At 75.2% G+C, this 17094-nt stretch carries 18 protein-coding genes; 8 read left to right on the forward strand and 10 right to left on the reverse strand.

What is annotated here, in order from left to right; genetic code table 11:
- Positions 1-268 precede the first annotated feature (268 nt).
- From ACFV0G_RS02825 to ACFV0G_RS02840, 4 genes are all read left to right on the forward strand, one after another.
- Complete coding sequence (locus ACFV0G_RS02825; protein ID WP_380540490.1) at positions 269-1501, forward strand: peptidase S8; 1233 nt, start codon at positions 269-271, stop codon at positions 1499-1501.
- Between the two features lie 132 nt (positions 1502-1633).
- Positions 1634-3367: a pyruvate dehydrogenase gene (locus tag ACFV0G_RS02830; RefSeq protein WP_380540493.1), complete on the forward strand. Its 1734-nt coding sequence runs from the start codon at positions 1634-1636 to the stop codon at positions 3365-3367.
- An 81-nt stretch (positions 3368-3448) separates the two neighbouring features.
- A complete protein-coding gene (locus ACFV0G_RS02835; protein WP_380540496.1) occupies positions 3449-4039 on the forward strand; it encodes a helix-turn-helix domain-containing protein in 591 nt (196 codons plus the stop codon).
- Between the two features lie 25 nt (positions 4040-4064).
- A complete protein-coding gene (locus ACFV0G_RS02840) occupies positions 4065-4205 on the forward strand; it encodes a DUF6126 family protein (RefSeq protein WP_380540499.1) in 141 nt (46 codons plus the stop codon).
- Between the two features lie 17 nt (positions 4206-4222).
- Here ACFV0G_RS02840 and ACFV0G_RS02845 read toward each other — a convergent pair whose 3' ends face one another.
- Positions 4223-5644, reverse strand: a complete 1422-nt coding sequence (locus tag ACFV0G_RS02845) for a PLP-dependent aminotransferase family protein (RefSeq protein WP_380540502.1) — start codon at positions 5642-5644, stop codon at positions 4223-4225.
- A 49-nt stretch (positions 5645-5693) separates the two neighbouring features.
- Here ACFV0G_RS02845 and ACFV0G_RS02850 point away from each other — a divergent pair, with 49 nt between their 5' ends.
- Entirely contained in the window at positions 5694-6173 is a 480-nt protein-coding gene (locus tag ACFV0G_RS02850) for a carboxymuconolactone decarboxylase family protein (protein WP_380540505.1), read from the forward strand.
- A gap of 21 nt (positions 6174-6194) precedes the next feature.
- On the opposite strand, the gene ACFV0G_RS02855 is transcribed toward ACFV0G_RS02850, so the two are convergent.
- Positions 6195-6848, reverse strand: a complete 654-nt coding sequence (locus tag ACFV0G_RS02855) for a class I SAM-dependent methyltransferase (RefSeq protein ID WP_380540508.1) — start codon at positions 6846-6848, stop codon at positions 6195-6197.
- A gap of 162 nt (positions 6849-7010) precedes the next feature.
- Here ACFV0G_RS02855 and ACFV0G_RS02860 point away from each other — a divergent pair, with 162 nt between their 5' ends.
- The 3 genes from ACFV0G_RS02860 to ACFV0G_RS02870 all read left to right on the forward strand — a co-directional run bounded on the left by ACFV0G_RS02860 (position 7011) and on the right by ACFV0G_RS02870 (position 10790).
- The gene (locus ACFV0G_RS02860; RefSeq protein WP_380540511.1) at positions 7011-7835 is read left to right on the forward strand and encodes an ATP-binding cassette domain-containing protein; all 825 of its coding nucleotides are present in this window, start codon (positions 7011-7013) and stop codon (positions 7833-7835) included.
- Positions 7822-10080 carry a YhgE/Pip family protein gene (locus tag ACFV0G_RS02865; protein ID WP_380540514.1) on the forward strand — a complete coding sequence of 753 codons (2259 nt, stop codon included), beginning with the start codon at positions 7822-7824 and terminating at the stop codon, positions 10078-10080. Before ACFV0G_RS02860 ends, ACFV0G_RS02865 begins: the two co-directional genes overlap by 14 nt.
- A gap of 125 nt (positions 10081-10205) precedes the next feature.
- Positions 10206-10790 carry a TetR/AcrR family transcriptional regulator gene (locus ACFV0G_RS02870; RefSeq protein ID WP_380540517.1) on the forward strand — a complete coding sequence of 195 codons (585 nt, stop codon included), beginning with the start codon at positions 10206-10208 and terminating at the stop codon, positions 10788-10790.
- Positions 10791-10820: 30 nt separating this feature from the next.
- Here ACFV0G_RS02870 and ACFV0G_RS02875 read toward each other — a convergent pair whose 3' ends face one another.
- The 8 genes from ACFV0G_RS02875 to ACFV0G_RS02910 form a co-directional block, all read right to left on the reverse strand.
- Entirely contained in the window at positions 10821-11909 is a 1089-nt protein-coding gene (locus tag ACFV0G_RS02875) for a cytochrome P450 (protein ID WP_380540519.1), read from the reverse strand.
- Complete coding sequence (locus tag ACFV0G_RS02880; RefSeq protein WP_380540521.1) at positions 11894-13321, reverse strand: cytochrome P450; 1428 nt, start codon at positions 13319-13321, stop codon at positions 11894-11896. The genes ACFV0G_RS02875 and ACFV0G_RS02880 overlap by 16 nt, the downstream gene beginning before the upstream one ends.
- On the reverse strand, positions 13318-13920 hold the full coding sequence (locus tag ACFV0G_RS02885) for an ATP/GTP-binding protein (RefSeq protein WP_380540524.1): 603 nt from the start codon (positions 13918-13920) through the stop codon (positions 13318-13320). The genes ACFV0G_RS02880 and ACFV0G_RS02885 overlap by 4 nt, the downstream gene beginning before the upstream one ends.
- Entirely contained in the window at positions 13898-14266 is a 369-nt protein-coding gene (locus ACFV0G_RS02890) for a DUF742 domain-containing protein (protein ID WP_380540527.1), read from the reverse strand. Before ACFV0G_RS02890 ends, ACFV0G_RS02885 begins: the two co-directional genes overlap by 23 nt.
- On the reverse strand, positions 14263-14676 hold the full coding sequence (locus ACFV0G_RS02895; protein WP_380540530.1) for a roadblock/LC7 domain-containing protein: 414 nt from the start codon (positions 14674-14676) through the stop codon (positions 14263-14265). Before ACFV0G_RS02895 ends, ACFV0G_RS02890 begins: the two co-directional genes overlap by 4 nt.
- The gene (locus ACFV0G_RS02900; protein ID WP_380540545.1) at positions 14660-15940 is read right to left on the reverse strand and encodes a sensor histidine kinase; all 1281 of its coding nucleotides are present in this window, start codon (positions 15938-15940) and stop codon (positions 14660-14662) included. Before ACFV0G_RS02900 ends, ACFV0G_RS02895 begins: the two co-directional genes overlap by 17 nt.
- 197 nt (positions 15941-16137) lie before the next feature.
- Positions 16138-16359 (reverse strand): hypothetical protein, encoded by a 222-nt coding sequence (locus ACFV0G_RS02905; protein ID WP_380540533.1) that lies wholly within the window; start codon positions 16357-16359, stop codon positions 16138-16140.
- A 152-nt stretch (positions 16360-16511) separates the two neighbouring features.
- Positions 16512-16937, reverse strand: coding sequence for a PaaI family thioesterase (locus ACFV0G_RS02910; RefSeq protein WP_380540536.1), 426 nt, complete (start codon positions 16935-16937; stop codon positions 16512-16514).
- Positions 16938-17094 lie beyond the last annotated feature (157 nt).

The raw sequence follows: 17094 nt of genomic DNA on the forward strand, positions 1-17094 counted from the left end.
CCCGGGACGGTTTTGGGGGCTCTGGCCCCGGCCCTTTTCCCGGCCCCACCCGACGGTAAAGGGCCGGTTCAATTTGTCGACGCACCGTTGTTCGACATGGACACGGCTCACTAGCCTCAGGCGGCAGTTCCTCCGGATCACCCCCACAGCGCGAGCGGCGGTTCCCGACCGACCCGCAGCTCCCGCATGCCCGGACGTCGCGGACCCACCCGTCCGCACCGACTCGGCACGCACGGCCCCCGGTTTACCCAGCCACAGGAGGCTCTCCTTGCGTACCCCCACCGCAGTCGCCCGCCGCACCGCGCTCGCCCTCGCGGGCTCCGCGGCGCTCGCCCTCTCCGGCCTCGCCACCGCCGCCCCCGCCGGCGCCGCGGCCGGCCCGCAGGTCCACACCAAGGGCGGAACGTCCTGGGTGCGCGCCTGCGACACCTTGGGCAAGGGCGACACCATGGCCTGCCACGCGCTGAAGGTCGTCAGCGGCACGCAGGCCGTCACGCCGAACGCCACCCCCGCCGGCTTCGGCCCGAGCGACCTGCTGAGCGCCTACAACCTGCCCTCGGGCGGCGGCGCCGGCATGACGATCGCCATCGTCGACGCGTACGACGACCCCAGCGCCGAGAGCGACATGGCGGCCTACCGCAGCCAGTTCGGGCTCCCGTCCTGCACCACGGCGAACGGCTGCTTCAAGAAGGTCAACCAGACCGGCGGCACCAAGTACCCGCGTGCCAACAGCGGCTGGGCCGGCGAGATATCGCTCGACCTCGACATGGTCTCCGCGATCGCCCCCAACGCCAAGATCATCCTGGTGGAGGCCACCAGCGCCACCATGGCCAACCTCGGCACCTCGGTGAACACCGCGGTCAGCCTCGGCGCCAAGTTCGTCTCCAACAGCTACGGCGGCGGCGAGTCCTCCCTGGACACCTCCTACGACAGCAGCTACTTCAACCACCCCGGCGTCGCCATCACCGTCTCCTCCGGCGACTCCGCCTACGGCGCGCAGTACCCGGCCTCCTCCCGGTACGTCACCGCGGTCGGCGGCACCGCGCTCAAGCGCGACTCCAGCGCCCGCGGCTGGAGCGAGTCGGTCTGGCTGACCAGCTCCACCGAGGGCACCGGCTCCGGCTGCTCCGCCTACGACGCGAAGCCGTCCTGGCAGAAGGACACCGGCTGCGCCAAGCGCACCGTCGCCGACGTCTCCGCGGTCGCCGACCCCGCCACCGGCGTGGCCGTCTACCAGACCTACGGCGGCAGCGGCTGGGCCGTCTACGGCGGGACGAGCGCCGCCGCGCCGATCATCGCAGGCGTGTACGCGCTCGGCGGCACCCCGTCGGCCGGCTCCGTCCCGGCGTCCTTCGCGTACGCGCACACCACCTCGCTCAACGACGTCACCAGCGGCTCCAACGGCAGCTGCTCGCCGTCCTACCTGTGCACCGCCGGCGCCGGCTACGACGGCCCGACCGGTCTCGGTACGCCGAACGGGACCGCCGCCTTCCAGGGCTGACCGTCCCCCAGGGGGCCCGTCCGCGCACCGCGGGCGGGCCCTCACCCGTTCGCCGCCTCCCGGGTGCCCCGGCCGGGGCGCCGTCGCACGGTGGTGAGGTCGTGCGACCGGAGGGCGAGAGGCGGGTGTCCGGTGGGCAGTGTGGCCGAGCAGATGGTCGAGGTGCTGAGCCAGGCCGGCGTCGAGCGCGTGTACGGCGTCGTCGGCGACAGCCTGAACCCGGTCGTGGACGCCGTCCGGCGGGCCGAGGGCATCTCCTGGGTGCACGTCCGCAACGAGGAGGCCGGCGCCTTCGCCGCCGCGGCGGAGGCCGAGCTCACCGGCCGGCTCGCGGTCTGCGCCGGCTCCTGCGGTCCCGGCAACACCCATCTGATCCAGGGTCTGTACGACGCCCAGCGCAGCGGCGTACCGGTGCTGGCGCTGGCCTCGCACATCCCGTCCGGCCAGATCGGCACCGGGTTCTTCCAGGAGACCCATCCCGAGCGGGTGTTCACCGACTGCTCGTCCTTCTGCGAGATGGTCTCCACCCCGGCCCAGCTGCCGCGCCTGCTGCGGGTCGCCGTGCAGCACGCGCTCGGCGCCCCCGGGGTCTCGGTGCTGGTCTTCCCCGGCGACGTCGCCGCGCTGCCCGCCGCCGGGCCGACCGGCAGCAGCCATTTCCTCACCGAGCAGGCGGTGGCCGCGCCGCCCTGGGGCCAGGTCCGGGCACTCGCCGAGGCGCTGGACGGGGCGGGCACGGTCGCGCTGTTCTGCGGTGCCGGGGCGCGCGGCGCCCACGAGGAGGTGATGAAGCTCGCGGCCACCGTCTACGCACCGGTCGGCCACTCGCTGCGGGGCAAGGAGCACATCCAGTTCGACAATCCGTTCGACGTCGGAATGAGCGGCCTGCTCGGCTACGGCGCCTGCCACGAGGCCCTGCACGAGGCGGACCTGGTGCTGCTGCTCGGCACCGACTTCCCGTACGACTCGTTCCTGCCGCAGCGCCGGGTGATCCAGGTGGACCACGACGCGACCCGGCTCGGGCGGCGCGTCCCGCTCGAACTCGCCGTCCACGGCGATGTGTCGGCCACGCTGCGCGCGGTGCTCCCGCTGCTCGCCCAGCGGACCGACCGCGGCTTCCTCGACGGCATGCTGGCCCGGCACGCCCGGGCGCTGGAGAACGTGGTCGGCGCCTACACCCGGGACATCGAGAGGCACACGCCCGTCCACCCGGAGTACGTCGCCGCGGTGCTCGACGAGGTGGCCGCGGACGACGCGGTGTTCACCGTGGACACCGGCATGTGCAACGTCTGGGCGGCCCGCTACCTCACCCCTAACGGGCGCCGCCGGGTGATCGGCTCGTTCCTGCACGGCTCGATGGCGAACGCCCTGCCGCACGCGATCGGTGCCCAGCTGGCCTTCCCGGGGCGGCAGGTCGTCTCGATGTCGGGCGACGGCGGACTCGGCATGCTGCTCGGCGAACTGCTCACCGTCGCCAAGCACCGGCTGCCGGTGAAGACGGTGGTCTTCAACAACGGCGCGCTCGGCATGATCAAGCTGGAGATGCTGGTCAGCGGCTACCCCGAGTGGGGGATCGACAACGGCGACGTCGACTACGCAGCCATCGCCCGGGCGGCCGGCATCCCGGCCAAGCGGGTCACCGACCCGGCCAAGGTCCGCGACGTCCTCGTCGAGGCGCTGGAGCGGCCGGGGCCCGCCCTGGTCGACGTCGTCACCGACCCCAACGCGCTCGCCGTCCCGCCGCACATCACCGCCGCCCAGGTGAAGGGCCTGGCGCTGGCCGCCGGACGGACGGTGCTCTCCGGCGGGGTGGGGAAGATGATCGACCTGGCCCGCTCCAACCTGCGGAACATCCCGCGGCCGTAGCGCGCCGCCGGTCAGGCCCGCGCAGTTTGCCTCCCGGGCAATTTTCTTGCCCGTCAGGCACTGCGGGTGTGCACTGGCCGTATGAACGACGACCAGGAGGTGGCGGGTCTCGCGGCCCGCCTGCGCGACCACCGGCTGGCCGGGCGGCTCACGCTCGAGGGCGCCGCGGCCCGGGTCGGCCTCTCCCCAGCCTATCTGTCGCGGCTGGAGACCGGGCAGCGGCAGCCCTCGCTGCCGGTGCTGCTCGGCCTGGCCCGCGCGTACGGCACCACGGTCTCCGGCCTGCTCGGCGAGCAGGCGGGGGAGCCGGACCCGGTGGTCCGCGGCGGCGCCATCGAGCCGGGGCGGGCCGGCGGCTGGGGCTACCGGCGGGCCGGGGCCCAGGGCCGCGCGATGCAGGCCCTGCGGGTCCAGGTGCCGCCGAGCGTGCAGGACGCGGTCGTCCGGGTCCACCCCGGCGAGGAGTGGCTGTACGTGCTGCGCGGGCGGCTGCGGCTCACCCTCGGCGAGCGCACCCACCTGCTGGAGCCGGGCGACAGCGCCCACTTCGACTCGCTCACCCCGCACTGCATCGCCGCCGAATCGCCCGCCGGGGTCGAGCTGCTCTTCCTGCACACCCTGCTGCAGAGCCCCGGCGGCGACCTCTGCCTCGGCGACTCGCCGCGGATCTGATCCCAGCCACTCACGGAGGACCGACATGGCCAAGCCCACCACCGACGCCGGACGGCGCACCGACCGCCGGGTCTGGATCCGCGCCGCGATCTACATGGTCGCCACCCACGCCTTCGCCGGATTCGTGATCCTGCTCTTCGAGATCGGCGCCCGGAAGAACGGCTGAGCCGGGAACGCCAGGCGCTATAGCCGGACGAGGGTGCAGAGCGCCTCCAGCGCCGCCTCGAAGAGGTGGTCGGGCGGGGTGCCGTAGCCGATCACCAGGGTCGGCGGGCGGTCCGCGGGCGGTCGGTCGGACGGCGTGCGGCACCAGCCCAGGGTGTTCAGCGACAGGCCGAGCCACTGCGCGTGGCGCAGCAGCTCGTCCTCGCCGAGGGAGCCCGGCGGCAGTTCGAGCACCGCGTGCAGGCCCGCCGCCATCCCGGTCACCCGGACCTCCGGCGCCCGCTGCGCCAGCACCTCGACCAGCCGGTCCCGGCGCCGCCGGTACTGCAGCCGGCTGCGCCGCACGTGCCGGTCGTACGCGCCGGAGGCGATCAGTTCGGCCAGGGTCAGCTGGTCCACCACCCCGCACTGCCCGTCGGCGAGCTCCTTGCGCCGGACGACCGGCCCGACCAGGTCGGCGGGCAGTGCGAGCCAGCCCAGCCGCAGGCCGGGCGCGAGGCTCTTGGAGGCGGTGCCCGCGTACACCACCCGCTCCGGGTCGAGGGCCTGCATCGCGCCCACCGGCTGGCGGTCGTAGCGGAACTCGCCGTCGTAGTCGTCCTCGACGAGCAGGGCGCCGGCCTCCCTGGCCCAGGCCACCGCGGCCGCGCGGCGCCCGGCCCGCAGCGGCACCCCGGTCGGGAACTGGTGGGCCGGGGTGAGCACCGCGGCGCCGGCCCCGGTGCCGGCCAGCAGGTCGGTGCGGGCGCCGGCGGCGTCCAGCGGCAGCGGCACGGTGGCCAGCCCCTTTGCGGTGATCACCTCCTGCTGCGGCGGCAGTCCGAACTCCTCGACCGCGACGGTGGCCGCGCCCTGCTCGCGCAGCACCTCGCAGAGCAGGCCCAGGCCCTGGGTGTAGCCGGCGCAGACCAGCAGCCGCTCCGGGTCGGTGCGCACGCCGCGGACCCGGGCCAGGTAGCCGGCCAGCGCGCGGCGCAGCTCGATCCGGCCGCGCGGATCGGTGTAGCCGAACGCCTCGTGCGGCGCGGTGGCCAGCGCCCGGCGGGCGGCGGCGAGCCAGGCCGAGCGGGGGAAGCGGGAGAGGTCCGGGCGGCCGGGCATCAGGTCGTGGCGTACGGCGGGGGTGCGCGGCGGCAGGGCGGCCGGGCCGGGCGCGGTGGGCGTGCCGCGTTCGGCGACCACCGTGCCGGAGCCCTGCCGGGAGGCCAGCCAGCCCTCGGCGGACAGCTGGGAGTAGGCCTCGGCGACGGTGTTCCGGGCGATACCGAGGTCGCGGGAGAGCTCCCGGGAGGACGGCAGCCGGGTGCCGGCGGGCAGCCGTCCGGTGCGGACGGCCCCGCGCAGCGCGTCCTCCAACGCGGCGCGCAGGCCGAGCCCGCGGGCCCGTCCGGCGGTCAGGTCGAGGTGCAGGTCGCCGCCGAAAGTGGCCCATGATTCCATGCCGCAAATGAACCACAGGCGCGGGCCATTGTGTCCCTAGGGTGGAGACATGACGACGAATCACACCGCGTACGTGCCCGCCCCCGTCCAGCGCATCTCGCTCCCCGAGCAGGCCGCCGAGTTCTACCGCAAGATGGTCGAGCTCGACCGGGCGGCCCGCACCGGTCTCGACCCGGTCCTCGCCGAGCTGGTGCGGATCCACGCGTCCGCCCTGAACGGCTGCGCGTTCTGCCTGGACATGCACACCACCGACGCCCGGAAGCAGGGCGAGCAGGAGCACCGCCTGTACGCCCTGCCGGCCTGGCGCGAGGCGCCCTGGTACACCGCGCGGGAGCGGGCCGCCCTGGCGCTGACCGAGGCGGTCACCCTGGTCACCGACGGCCACGTGCCGGACGCGGTCTACGACGAGGCGGCCAAGCAGTTCGAGCAGCAGGAGCTGGCCCAGCTGATCGCGCTGATCATCGCGATCAACTCGTGGAACCGGATCGCCATCACCTCCCGGCTGAGCCCCGCGCCCCGGCAGGCCTGACCCGCCGGCGGGGCCCGGCGGTCACACCCGGGCCACCACCGCGTACCGCTCGTCGTCGACCGGGCGCCCCCACAGGTCGGGGTCCCCGTCCAGCGGCTCGATCCGGAGGTCGGCGACGAGCGGGCGCAGGTGCGCCGCCAGCGTGTCCGCCCCCACCCCGCCGTGCCATGGCAGCCGTTCGGCCCCCGCGACGTACGGCGTGCCGCCGCCGGACTCGCGCCAGCGGCCCTCCACCAGGACCAGTCGGCCGCCCGGCCGCAGCCGGGCCAGCCAGGCGTCCAGGGCGGCGCCCGGGTCGGGCAGCGTCCAGAGCAGGTGGCGGGCCAGCACCACGTCGAACCGTCCCTCACCGACGGGCGGTTCGGCCGCGTCGCCGGTCAGCAGCCGGGCCGACAGGCCGGCCGCGGCGAGCTTCGCCCGGGCCTGCTCGACCATGCGCGGCGCCAGGTCGACTCCGGTGACCCGGTGGCCCGCGCGGGCCAGCAGCAGGGTGAGCGAGCCGGTGCCGCAGCCGGCGTCGAGGACGTCCAGCGGGCCGGGCGGCACCCAGTCGGCGATCCGGCGGGCCCAGGCGGCGCGGGTGCATTCCGCCCGCAGTCCGTGGTCGGGCTCGTCGTCGAAGGAGGGGGCCGCGGCGTCCCAGTAGCCCGCGATCGCGGGTCGTGGATCAGTCATCACGGCATTCTTCCGGCATGCACTGACAGTCCGTCTCCTCCCGCCCGGGCCGGGCCCGCAGGCCCGCGGGTAACCCATGTCACACCGCCGGTGGACGGGAGCCCGCCGTGCCGCCCTTAGAATTTAGACTGACTGGTCAGTTCAAAATCGGGGGAGGACATCATGGCCGACCGGCAGAGCGGCGCCGCGGTCACCGCGGACGCGCTGGCACTGCGCGGCCCGCGCGGCTGGGTCTACCGGGACGTGGGGTTCACGGCCGAACCGGGCAGCCTGGTCGCGCTGACCGGCCCGGCCGGATCGGGCCGCACCGCCCTTCTGCTCACTCTGGCCGGCCGCATGCGCCCCACCGCCGGCACCGCCGCGGTGGCCGGCCTCGCCCTGCCCGCCGGGGCCGCCAAGGTGCGCAGGATCGCCGCACTCGGCCCGGTGCCCGGGGTGAACCAGCCCGACCCGGCCCTCAGCGTCGCCGCCCACCTGCGCGAACGCCACCTGCTGCACGCCCGCCCGTTCGCCCGCAGCTCCCGCCGCGCCGTCGAGGCCCGGACCGCGGCGGCGCTCGCCACCGCCGGCCTCGCGCTCGACGACCTCCGCATCCCCGTCCGCGACCTCGGGGAACTCGACCGCTTCCGGCTGGGCACCGCACTCGCCCTGCTCGGCGCACCCCGGCTGGTCTGCGCGGACGACGTCGGCGAGCGCCTCGGCGACGAGGACCGCGCCGCCGCCTGGCAGGTGCTGCGCGCCGTCGCCGCCACCGGCATCACCGTGCTGGCCGCCACCACCGGCGCCGGCGCGGCGGAGCCCGCCGACCTGACGGTGCGGCTGGACGCCGTCGCCGAACGCCCCGCGGCCGAAGCGCCGCCGCAGGACGCACCCGAGCCGCAGGACGCACCCGAGCCGCAGGACGCACCCGCGGCCGGAGCCGCGCCGCAGAACACCCCCGAGACCGACCGCGCCGAGGACGAGGAGACCGCCGATGCGCGCGCTTAGCCTGGCCCGCCTCGAGATCGGCCGGTTCGCCCGCGGCCGCCTGCCGCGTGCCGCGATGGCCGCCCTGCTGCTCCTGCCGCTGCTCTACGGCGCCCTCTACCTCTGGTCGTTCTGGGACCCGTACGGGCGGCTCGACAGGCTGCCCGTCGCCCTGGTCGTCGAGGACCGCCCGGTCACCGTGCAGGGCCGCACCGTCGACGCCGGACACGACCTCGCCGCGAAGCTCCGGCAGAGCCGCACCTTCGGCTGGCAGGAGACCAGTGCCGACGACGCCGCCAAGGGCCTCGCCTCCGGCCGCTACTACCTCACCCTGACCATTCCCGCCGACTTCAGCGGCAACATCGCCGGCAGCAACGGCGACCACCCCGCACCCGGCACCCTCCAGGTGCGCACCAACGACTCCGACAACTACATCGTCGGCTCGATCTCCCGCAGCGTGTTCAGCGAGGTCCGGGCGGCCGCCTCGGCCAAGGCCTCGGCCGGCTTCTACGACCGGATCCTGCTCGGCTTCTCCGACCTGCACGACCGCACCGCCCAGGCGGCCGACGGCGCCGGCCGGCTCGACGCGGCCGCGGGCCGGGCCCGCGACGGCTCCGCCCGGATCGCCGACGGCTCCGCCGCCCTCAAGAACGGCGCCGACCGCCTCACCCCCGGCGCCGCCCGGGCCGGCTCCGGCGCCGCCGACCTGGCCGCCGGCCTCGACCGCGCCAAGCAGGGCACCGGCAACCTGAGCGCCGGCCTCGCCGCCATCGACGGCAACATGGCCAGGCTCGCCACCGGGGCCCAGCAGGTCGCCGACGGCACCCGGCAGATCACCGACCAGGTCGACCCGCTCGCCCGGGACCTCTCCCCGCTGCTCCACAGGTACGCCGACCAGATCCAGGCCGCCGCCCGGCTCACCGCCGACGCCGCCCACCAGGTCTCGCTCGGTCTCAAGGACCTCCCCGCCCGCTCCGCCCAGAACGTCGCCGACGCCCGCGCCCTCGCCGCCCAGGCCGACGCCGCGTACGCCCAGCAGTGCCCCGGCGGCACGCCCGGCCCCGGCACCACCGCCGCACAGTGCGCGCTGGACGCCCGGCTGACCGGGCTCGCCCACCGGCTCGTCGACGTCGCCGAACGGGTGGACGCCGTCGTCCAGCAGGCCGTGCCCTCGCTGGACGGCTGGGCGCAGGACGCGGCCACCGTGGAGAAGCTCGCCCGGCAGCTGGCCGCCGACGGCCTCGCCGACGACTTCGACGCGAAGGTCGCCCAGATCCACCGGCTCGACGCCGGCGCCCGCCAGGTCGCCGACGGCGCCACCCGCCTGCGCCAGGGCACCGCCGACGCACTGGCCGGCATCCGGACCGTCGACAGCGGCATCGGCCGGCTCGACGACGGCGCGCACACCCTCTCCGGCGGCCTCTACCGGCTCTCCGACGGCATGCGCGACCTCGACGACGCCACCGGCCGCCTCGCCGACAGCAACGGCCGGCTCGCCGACGGCCTCGGCACCCTCGCCGACGGCAGCCACCGGCTCGCCGCCGGCCTCCAGGACGGCGTCGGACAGATCCCGGACTACACCGACGCCCAGCGCGCGGCCCGCGCCGACGCGATGAGCAACCCGGTCGCGCTCGCCCGCCAGGAACTCCACAAGGCCCCCAACTACGGGACGGGCTTCGCCCCGTACTTCATCCCGCTCGCCCTGTGGGTCGGCGCGATGGTCGCCTACATGCTGCTGCGCCCGCTCTCGGCCCGCGCCCTGGCCGCCAACGCACCCGCCCGGCGGGCCGCCCTGGCCGGCTGGCTGCCGGCCGCCGCGATCGGCCTCGCCCAGGCCGCCGCTCTGCTCGCCGTCCTGCACTGGGGCCTCGGCCTGCAGATGGAGCGCACCGCCGGCGTCATCGGGTACCTCGCCCTCACGGTGCTCTGCTTCACCGCGGTGATGCAGTGGCTGAACGCCCGCTTCGGCCCGGCCGGACGACTGCTCGCCCTGGCGCTGCTGATGCTCCAGCTCACCTCCGCCGGCGGCACCTACCCGGTGGAGACCAGCCCCGGCTTCTTCAACGCGATCCACCCGTACCTGCCGATGACCTACGTGGTCGCGGGGCTCCGCCGGCTGATCAGCGGCGGCGACCTCGGCGCGGTGTGGACCGGCTGCGCGGTGCTGGCCGCCTTCTGGGCGGGCGCCCTCGCGCTGACCGCGCTCTGCGCCCGCGGCCGGCAGGTGTGGACGATGTCCCGGCTGCACCCGGAGCTCTCGCTCTGAGATTCCGGCACGACCCCCCGACCGGGCGCGCGGTACGATCCGCGCGCCCGGACTCGTTCTCCCCCGTACCCTCCTCTCCCGCCCACCGGGCCCCGCCGCCTCCCACCCCACCCCGGAAGCACCACATGAGCACTCGCCGCAGCGCGACCCGGCAGAAGCTGTACGAGGCCGCCGTCACCCTCATCGCCGAACAGGGGTTCTCGGCGACCACCGTGGACGAGATCGCCGAGCGGGCGCAGGTCGCCAAGGGCACCGTCTACTACAACTTCGCCAGCAAGACCGAGCTCTTCGAGGGCCTGCTGCGGCACGGCACCGGGCTGCTCACCGACTCGCTGCAGCAGGCGGCCGCAGGCCGGCCGCCGATCGAGGGCGTGGACGCGATGATCCGGGCCGGCCTGGTCTTCATCGCCGACTACCCGTCCTTCGCGCAGCTGTTCGTCGCCGAGACCTGGCGGACCAACCGGACGTGGCACGACTCGCTGCGGATCATGCGTGACGGCGCCGTCGCGGTCGTCGCCGACGTGCTCGACGAGGCCGTCCGGGACGGACAGCTCTCCGCCGACCTGGACACCCAGCTGACCGCCTCGGCGCTCTTCGGCATGGTGCTGGTGGTGGCGCTGGACTGGCTGGCCTTCCAGCCCGAGCGCAGCCTCGACGACGTGCACGCCGCGCTGGTGCGCCTGGTGCACGGCCGGATCACCCCGGCCTGACCGGCCGGGGCGACCCGTGCGCGCGGACGGTCAGCCGATCCGCACCGGCAGCGTCCGCACGCTGTTGCTGACGAACGAGGCGATCGGCTCCGGCGCCGGGCCGTCCACGGCCGCCAGCGTCGGGAATCGCCCGAACAGGCCCCGCAGCGCCGTCTCCGCCTCCAGCCGGGCCAGGCCCGCGCCCAGGCAGAAGTGCGGGCCGTGCCCCAGCGACAGGTGCTTCACCGGCCGGCGGGTCACGTCGAAGCGGTCCGCGTCCGGGTAGTGCGACCCGTCCCGCCCGGCCGCCGCGTACGAGGCCAGCAGGGCCTCACCGCGGGGGATCACCACATCGCCGACCGGGATGTCCTCGACCGCGTACCGCAGCGGGAACTGCCCGACCGGCGAGTCGTAGCGCAGGGTCTCCTCCACCACCGCGGACCACGGCACCTCGCCGGCCAGCACCAGCCGCAGCTGCTCCGGGTGCGCGAGCAGCGCCCGGACGGCATTGGTGATCAGGTTGAGCGTGGTCTCGTGGCCGGCCACCAGCATCAGCAGCAGGGTGCCCACCAGCTCCTGCTCGGAGAGCCGGTCGGTCTCCTCCCGGGCCGCGATCAGATCGGTCGTCAGGTCGTCGCCCGGGGACTCCCGCTTGGCGGCCACCACCTTGCCGAGCAGCGCGAACAGGCCCTGCTGGGCGGCGATCGCGGCCTCCGGCGTCGCCGAGCTGCTGACCAGGGTGTCCGACAGCTCGTGCAGCTCGTCCTGCTGGTCGTGCGCCAGACCGAGCAGTTCGCCGATCACCTGCATGGGCAGCGGGTAGGCGAAGTGCTCCCGCAGGTCGAACTCACCGCTCAGACCGGCGAGCCCGTCCAGCAGTCGCTCGGTGCGGGCCTCGATCGCGGGGGCGAGCTCGGCGATCCGGCGCGGCGTGAAGGCCTGGGTGACCAGGCCGCGCAGCCGCCGGTGGTCGGCGCCGTCGGCGGTCACCATGCCCGGCACGGTGACGAAGTTCAGCAGCGGCCAGCCCTTGGGCAGCCGGCCCTCGCGGAAGGTCGTCCAGAGCCGGGCGTCCTTGCCGACCCGCGGGTCCGCGAGCAGCTGCTGCAGGGTGTCGTGGTGGGTTACCGCCCAGACCACCACCCCGCCAGGGAGTTCCACAGGGACCGCAGGCCCGGCCGCCCGGAGCCGGGCGTTCTCGGCGTGCTGGTCGCGCCCGAAGGGGTCGAGTCGGAGGGGAGCGGGGCGGTCGGCGGTGTCCATGTCGGCCTTTCCTGGGCGGCGGGGCGGGGCGGGGTGAAGGCGCTGTACAGCACCGGCAGGTCCACCAGGGCGCGCGACCACGGCGACGGTCGCCAGGCCAACTCGCCCGCGGGGACGGCCAGCTGGAGGTCGGGCAGGCGGTGCAGCAGGGTCTCCACCGCGGTCTCGACGATCAGCCGCGCCGGGTGCTGGGCCGGGCAGACGTGCCGGCCCGCACCCCAGGCCAGGTGCGCCCGGTTGCCCCCGATGCCCTCCGCGCCCTGCACCGCGGGGTCGGCGTTGGCGCCCGCGAGGCCGAGCACCAGCATGTCCCCCGCGCTGATGTACTGGCCGCCGAGCACGGTGTCCGAGGTCGCCCACCGGCCGGGGAAGTTCTGCGTCGGCGGGTCGCGCCAGAGCACCTCGTCGAGGGCGTCGGAGACGCTGAGCCGGCCGCCGGTCAGGGTGGCCCGGAAGCGCCGGTCGGTGAGCAGCAGCCGCAGGGTGTTGCCCGTCCAGTTGATGGTGGTCTCGTTGCCCGCGACCAGGATCACCACCAGGTGGTGCACCGCCTCCTCGTCGCTCAGTCCGGCCGGGTGGGCCAGCAGCCACGAGGTCAGGTCGGCGCCGGGCCGCTCGCGCCGCTGCCGGACGAGGTCGACCAGGATCGCCTGGAACTCGGCGTTGGCCCGCACCGACTTCTCGCTGGAGTCCACGAAGTGGCTGATCAGCTCGATGAGGTGGGGACCGGCCTCGGCGGGCAGGCCGAGCAGCCGGGTGAACACCAGCAGCGGGAGCCGGCGCGCGTACTGGGCGATCAGGTCGGCGGTGCCGTCCGGACCCCAGCCGTCGATCAGCGAGTTGGCGGCCTCCTCGGTGGCCGCCCGCAGCTGCCGGTGGTCGATCCGGCCGAGCGTGTCGGCGACAGCCTCGCGCAGCCGCTGGTGCTCGGCGCCGTCCAGGTTGAGCAGGGTGGGCCGCCAGGCGGTCATCGGCAGCAGTCGGGAGTCCGCCGCGAGCCGGCCCTCGGCGGGCACCCGCCAGCGGCGCGAGTCCTTGGAGAACAACTGCTCGTTCCGGGTGAGTTCGAGCAGCTCGGCGTAGCCGATCACCAGCCACGCCTCGACCCCCGGCTCCAGCTCGATCGGGGCGACCGGCCCGTGCTTCTCGCGCAGCCGGGCGTACAGCCCGTGCGGGTCGTCGGCGACGGCCGGGCCGAACAGCGGCGCCGCTGCGCCGTGGTGCATCGGGCACCCGGGCGGCGGGGTGCCACCCGCCGCGGCGTGGTCCGGCGGCACGGGGACGGTCATGGCTGGAGCTCCAGGACGGAGGTGGCGTGCAGATGGGCGACGAAGTCGATCAGCAGGTCGTACGAGGCCCGCCGGTCGCGGGCGTCGCAGCGCAGGATCGGTACGTCCGGCAGCAGGTCGAGCGCGGTGCGCAGCTCGTCCTCGGGGTGCTCGGGGCTGTCCGGGAAGACGTTCACCGCGACCGCGAACGGGATGTTCTGCTCCTCCAGCCGGCCGAGGACGTCGAAGCTCTCCTCGATCCGGCGGGTGTCCACCAGGGCGATCGCACCGAGCGCCCCCCGCGAGAGGTCCTCCCACAGCGGCCAGAACCGCTGCTGGCCGGGAGTCCCGAAGAGGTACAGCGCCAGCTGCGGGCTGATGGTGATCCGGCCGAAGTCCAGGGCCACCGTGGTGGTGGTCTTGTCCGGACGGCCGGTGAGGTCGTCGATGCCGGCGCCGGCGGCCGTCATGGTCTCCTCGGTGCGCAGCGGGGTGATCTCGCTGAGCGACCCGACCAGGGTGGTCTTGCCGACCCCGAACGGCCCGGTGACCAGGATCTTGACGGCGCCCTGCACGGTGGCGGGCAGATAGGCGGGCTCAACGGAGTTGGCGGAGGCCAACGAGCACCTCCTCGAGGAGCGTGGTGGGCAGGCGGCCGGCCTGCGTCGGGTCCGGCGACCCGTGGACGGCGGTCGCCGGGGGCAGGACCTGGACGGCGCCCACGTCCCAGAGGTCGCCGACCAGCACCTTCACCACGCTGAGCGGCAGGTGGAGGTGGGCGGCGATCTCGGCGATCGACAGCAGCCGGGCGCAGAGCGCCACGATCCGCTGGTGCTCCCGGTTGAGTTCGGCCCCGGTGGTGTCGGCCCCCGGGACGGCCGACACCAGGCTCTCCAGCGCGAGGACGTTCCGGCTCGGCCGGCTCCGGCCACCGGTGATCACGTACGGCCGGACGGGCCCGCTCATCGCGCGTCCCCGGCCGCCTGCTCCACCCGGGGCGGACTGGTCAGGTGGCTGCCGATCCGCTCGACCAGCACCTGCATCTGGTACGCGACCAGGCCGGCGTCGACGGCCTCGCCGGTGACCACGGCGAGGTGCGCCCCGGCGCCCGCGGCCACGATGAACAGGTAGCCGCCGCCGTACTCGACCACGATCTGACGGGTCGTGCTGGCCCGGCCGCCGAATCCCTGCGCCACGCCGCGGGCCAGCGACTGGAGGCCGGAGCAGGCCGCGGCCAGCCGTTCGGCGTCGTCCCGGCCGATCCGTTCGCTGCGGCCGATCTCCAGGCCGTCGTTGGACACCACGACGGCGTGCTGCACCTCGGGAACGGTCAGGATGTCCGTGAGAAGCCAGCCGAGATCAGGATTGGTGGTCATTGAGGTCTCCGGAGCGCTGGGACTGTTGGGGGGAGGCGGGAAGCGTCCCGGACGGCCCGGGGGCGGGCTCGGCCGGGAGGTCGGGCAGCTGGTGGTTCCCGGTCGCCGAGCGGCCGCTCGCCGTGCCGGACTGGAAGAGCGCCATCACCCCCCCCGCCCCCTGCGCCGAGCGGGCCGGGGCGGCCTGGTCCGCGGCGGGCTTCTCGGCCGGCCGGTCGGCCGCGGCCCGGCGCCGGTTGGTACGGCGGGGCAGCGTCCCGGTGGCCGGCCCGCCGCCCTCGCCGCCCGGCGCCTTCCGGACGGGGGCCGCGGCCCGGACGGGCGCCGCCGCGGGCACGGGCGCGGGGGCGGCTGCGGCCGGCAGGCCGGCCGTGGTCGGCAGCGGCTCGGTGAGCAGGGCGTTCGGGAGCAGGACGACCACCCGGACACCGCCGTACGGCGACGGCGCCGAGCTGAGGGTGACCCGGAAGCCGTACTGCTCGGCGAGCCGGCCGACCGCGGCGAGCCCGAGCTGCGGGACCTCGCCGAGCCGGGAGACCTCCAGCCCGCCGCCCCCGGCCAGCGCGGCCGAGGCCTTCTCGACGGCCTGCGGCGGCATGCCGACGCCCGCGTCGTCGATCTCGATGACCGCGCCGTTGTGCACCGGGATCAGTGTGACGAACACCTGCGTGCTGGGCGGCGAGTAGCGGGTGGCGTTGTCCAGCAGCTCGGCGACGGCGTGGATCAGCGCCTCCGCGGCGGCGGCGACCACGGCGGTCTCCAGCCGGCTGCGCACCACGACCCGCTGGAACGGCAGGATCCGGGACTGCGCGCCGCGCACCACGTCCTCCAGCGCCACCGGCTCGGGCCAGTGCCGGCCGGCCCGGGCGCCGCACAGCACGGCGAGGGTCTGGGCGAGCCGGGCCTGCTGGGCGGCGGCGTGGTCCGCCTTGAGCAGTCCGTCCAGCAGCGCCGGGTCGTCGTGGGTGCGCTCCATCTCGTCGAGCCCGGCCTGCTGGTCGTGGGCCATCACGAGGATGCGCCGGGCCACGCTGAGGAAGGCCCGCTGGGTGGCGGCGGTGAGCTCCTGCTCGTGCTGGACGGCGGCGGTCTCCGCACCCCGGCGGGCGAGTTCGACGTCCAGCAGGCCGCGCAGGGAGTCGAGTTCGCCCTGCTGATCGGCGAGCCTGCGGCGCAGGGTGCCGGTGACGGCGCGGTACCGCGCGGCCGCCGTCACGGCGAGGACGGCGAGGACGGCGGCTGCCGCCGCGCACCACTGAGTCATCGTCACGCGGCGAATTCTAGGGTGATGATCCTACGGAAGTGTGAACGGATCCGGCCTTTGGTGAGCAGGACGCGTCAATCGCCGACCGTTCGATCATGACGTACCGTCATGATCTCTACTGGTGGCGCCGGTTCACCGGTGCGGCCGGCAAGTGCCGTGCTCGGGGCGCGGCTTGGGCCCACGGCCGCACCGGACGGTCACTGGCCGTCCACCTCGCCGTACGGCTCCTGCGGCCGGGCCGTCACCGGGCGCAGCGAGCGCAGCCCGCGGGCGACCTCGAACGCGCGGCGGGCCGTCGCGAACAGCCCGCCGGCCGGGGGCACGGCGCGCAGCGGGGTGGGATCCGCGGGCGTGCGCTGGCCGGGGACGAGGCCGGCGGCCGTCGCGGGGGCCGCGCTGCGGGGTGCCGTCTGGGTCATCTCTCCACGTCCTTCGTGCTTGCTGCCGGCGGTACCGGGCGGCCGAGGCGGGCCGCTCCCTGTGACGACTACCCCGCGGATCCTCCAGTCTCGCCCCGGTTCGGCGACAGGACGGTCTCGAAACCCACCCGAATCGGTACCGGAACCCTCCGTCAGGCCGTCCGTTCGACCGCGATCATCGTGCCCTGCATCAGCGCGACCTCCTTGCCGGGCACCCCGCCGGTGTACGAGCGCACCTCGGCGCCGACCACCGTGATGGTCCGCCCGCTGCGGACGACCGTGCCGGTGGCCCGCAGGCGCTCGCCGACGCCGGGGCTGAGCAGGTTGAGCTTGAACTCCACACTCAGCACGTCCTTGCCCTCCGGCATCAGGGAGAGCGCGGCGGCGCCGGCCGCGGCATCGGCCAGGGTGCTGATCGCGCCGGCGTGGACGAAGCCGTTCTGCTGGGTGATCTCGGGCCGGACGGGCAGGTCGAGCACGACCCGCCCGCGGGCCAGCTCGACGATCTCCACGCCGAGGGTGGTCAGCAGCCGCTGGCCGGCGAGGTTGGCGCGGAGCCGGTCGGTGAGGGTGTCCATGCGGAGGGTCCTGGTCTGTCCGGGATCGGGTGCGGGGCTGAACGAAACCCTCCGCTCTCGTCCGCCCCGGCGTCAACCCCGGCCGGACACCGCCCCGTGGCACGCCGAAGGCCCGCGCGGCGGCGCGGGCCGTAGGGGGGGGGGGGCCGGGCGGGGC

The organism is Kitasatospora sp. NPDC059571, assembly GCF_042735675.1.
GTDB lineage: Bacteria > Actinomycetota > Actinomycetes > Streptomycetales > Streptomycetaceae > Kitasatospora.

Coding starts and splice junctions, on each gene's coding strand:
- ACFV0G_RS02835 (WP_380540496.1), top strand. CDS start 3,449: ATGAACGACGACCAGGAGGTGGCGGGTCTCGCGGCCCGCCTGCGCGAC.
- ACFV0G_RS02840 (WP_380540499.1), top strand. CDS start 4,065: ATGGCCAAGCCCACCACCGACGCCGGACGGCGCACCGACCGCCGGGTC.
- ACFV0G_RS02845 (WP_380540502.1), bottom strand. CDS start 5,644: ATGGAATCATGGGCCACTTTCGGCGGCGACCTGCACCTCGACCTGACC.
- ACFV0G_RS02850 (WP_380540505.1), top strand. CDS start 5,694: ATGACGACGAATCACACCGCGTACGTGCCCGCCCCCGTCCAGCGCATC.
- ACFV0G_RS02855 (WP_380540508.1), bottom strand. CDS start 6,848: ATGACTGATCCACGACCCGCGATCGCGGGCTACTGGGACGCCGCGGCC.
- ACFV0G_RS02860 (WP_380540511.1), top strand. CDS start 7,011: ATGGCCGACCGGCAGAGCGGCGCCGCGGTCACCGCGGACGCGCTGGCA.
- ACFV0G_RS02865 (WP_380540514.1), top strand. CDS start 7,822: ATGCGCGCGCTTAGCCTGGCCCGCCTCGAGATCGGCCGGTTCGCCCGC.
- ACFV0G_RS02870 (WP_380540517.1), top strand. CDS start 10,206: ATGAGCACTCGCCGCAGCGCGACCCGGCAGAAGCTGTACGAGGCCGCC.
- ACFV0G_RS02880 (WP_380540521.1), bottom strand. CDS start 13,321: ATGACCGTCCCCGTGCCGCCGGACCACGCCGCGGCGGGTGGCACCCCG.
- ACFV0G_RS02890 (WP_380540527.1), bottom strand. CDS start 14,266: ATGAGCGGGCCCGTCCGGCCGTACGTGATCACCGGTGGCCGGAGCCGG.
- ACFV0G_RS02895 (WP_380540530.1), bottom strand. CDS start 14,676: ATGACCACCAATCCTGATCTCGGCTGGCTTCTCACGGACATCCTGACC.
- ACFV0G_RS02900 (WP_380540545.1), bottom strand. CDS start 15,940: ATGACTCAGTGGTGCGCGGCGGCAGCCGCCGTCCTCGCCGTCCTCGCC.
- ACFV0G_RS02905 (WP_380540533.1), bottom strand. CDS start 16,359: ATGACCCAGACGGCACCCCGCAGCGCGGCCCCCGCGACGGCCGCCGGC.
- ACFV0G_RS02910 (WP_380540536.1), bottom strand. CDS start 16,937: ATGGACACCCTCACCGACCGGCTCCGCGCCAACCTCGCCGGCCAGCGG.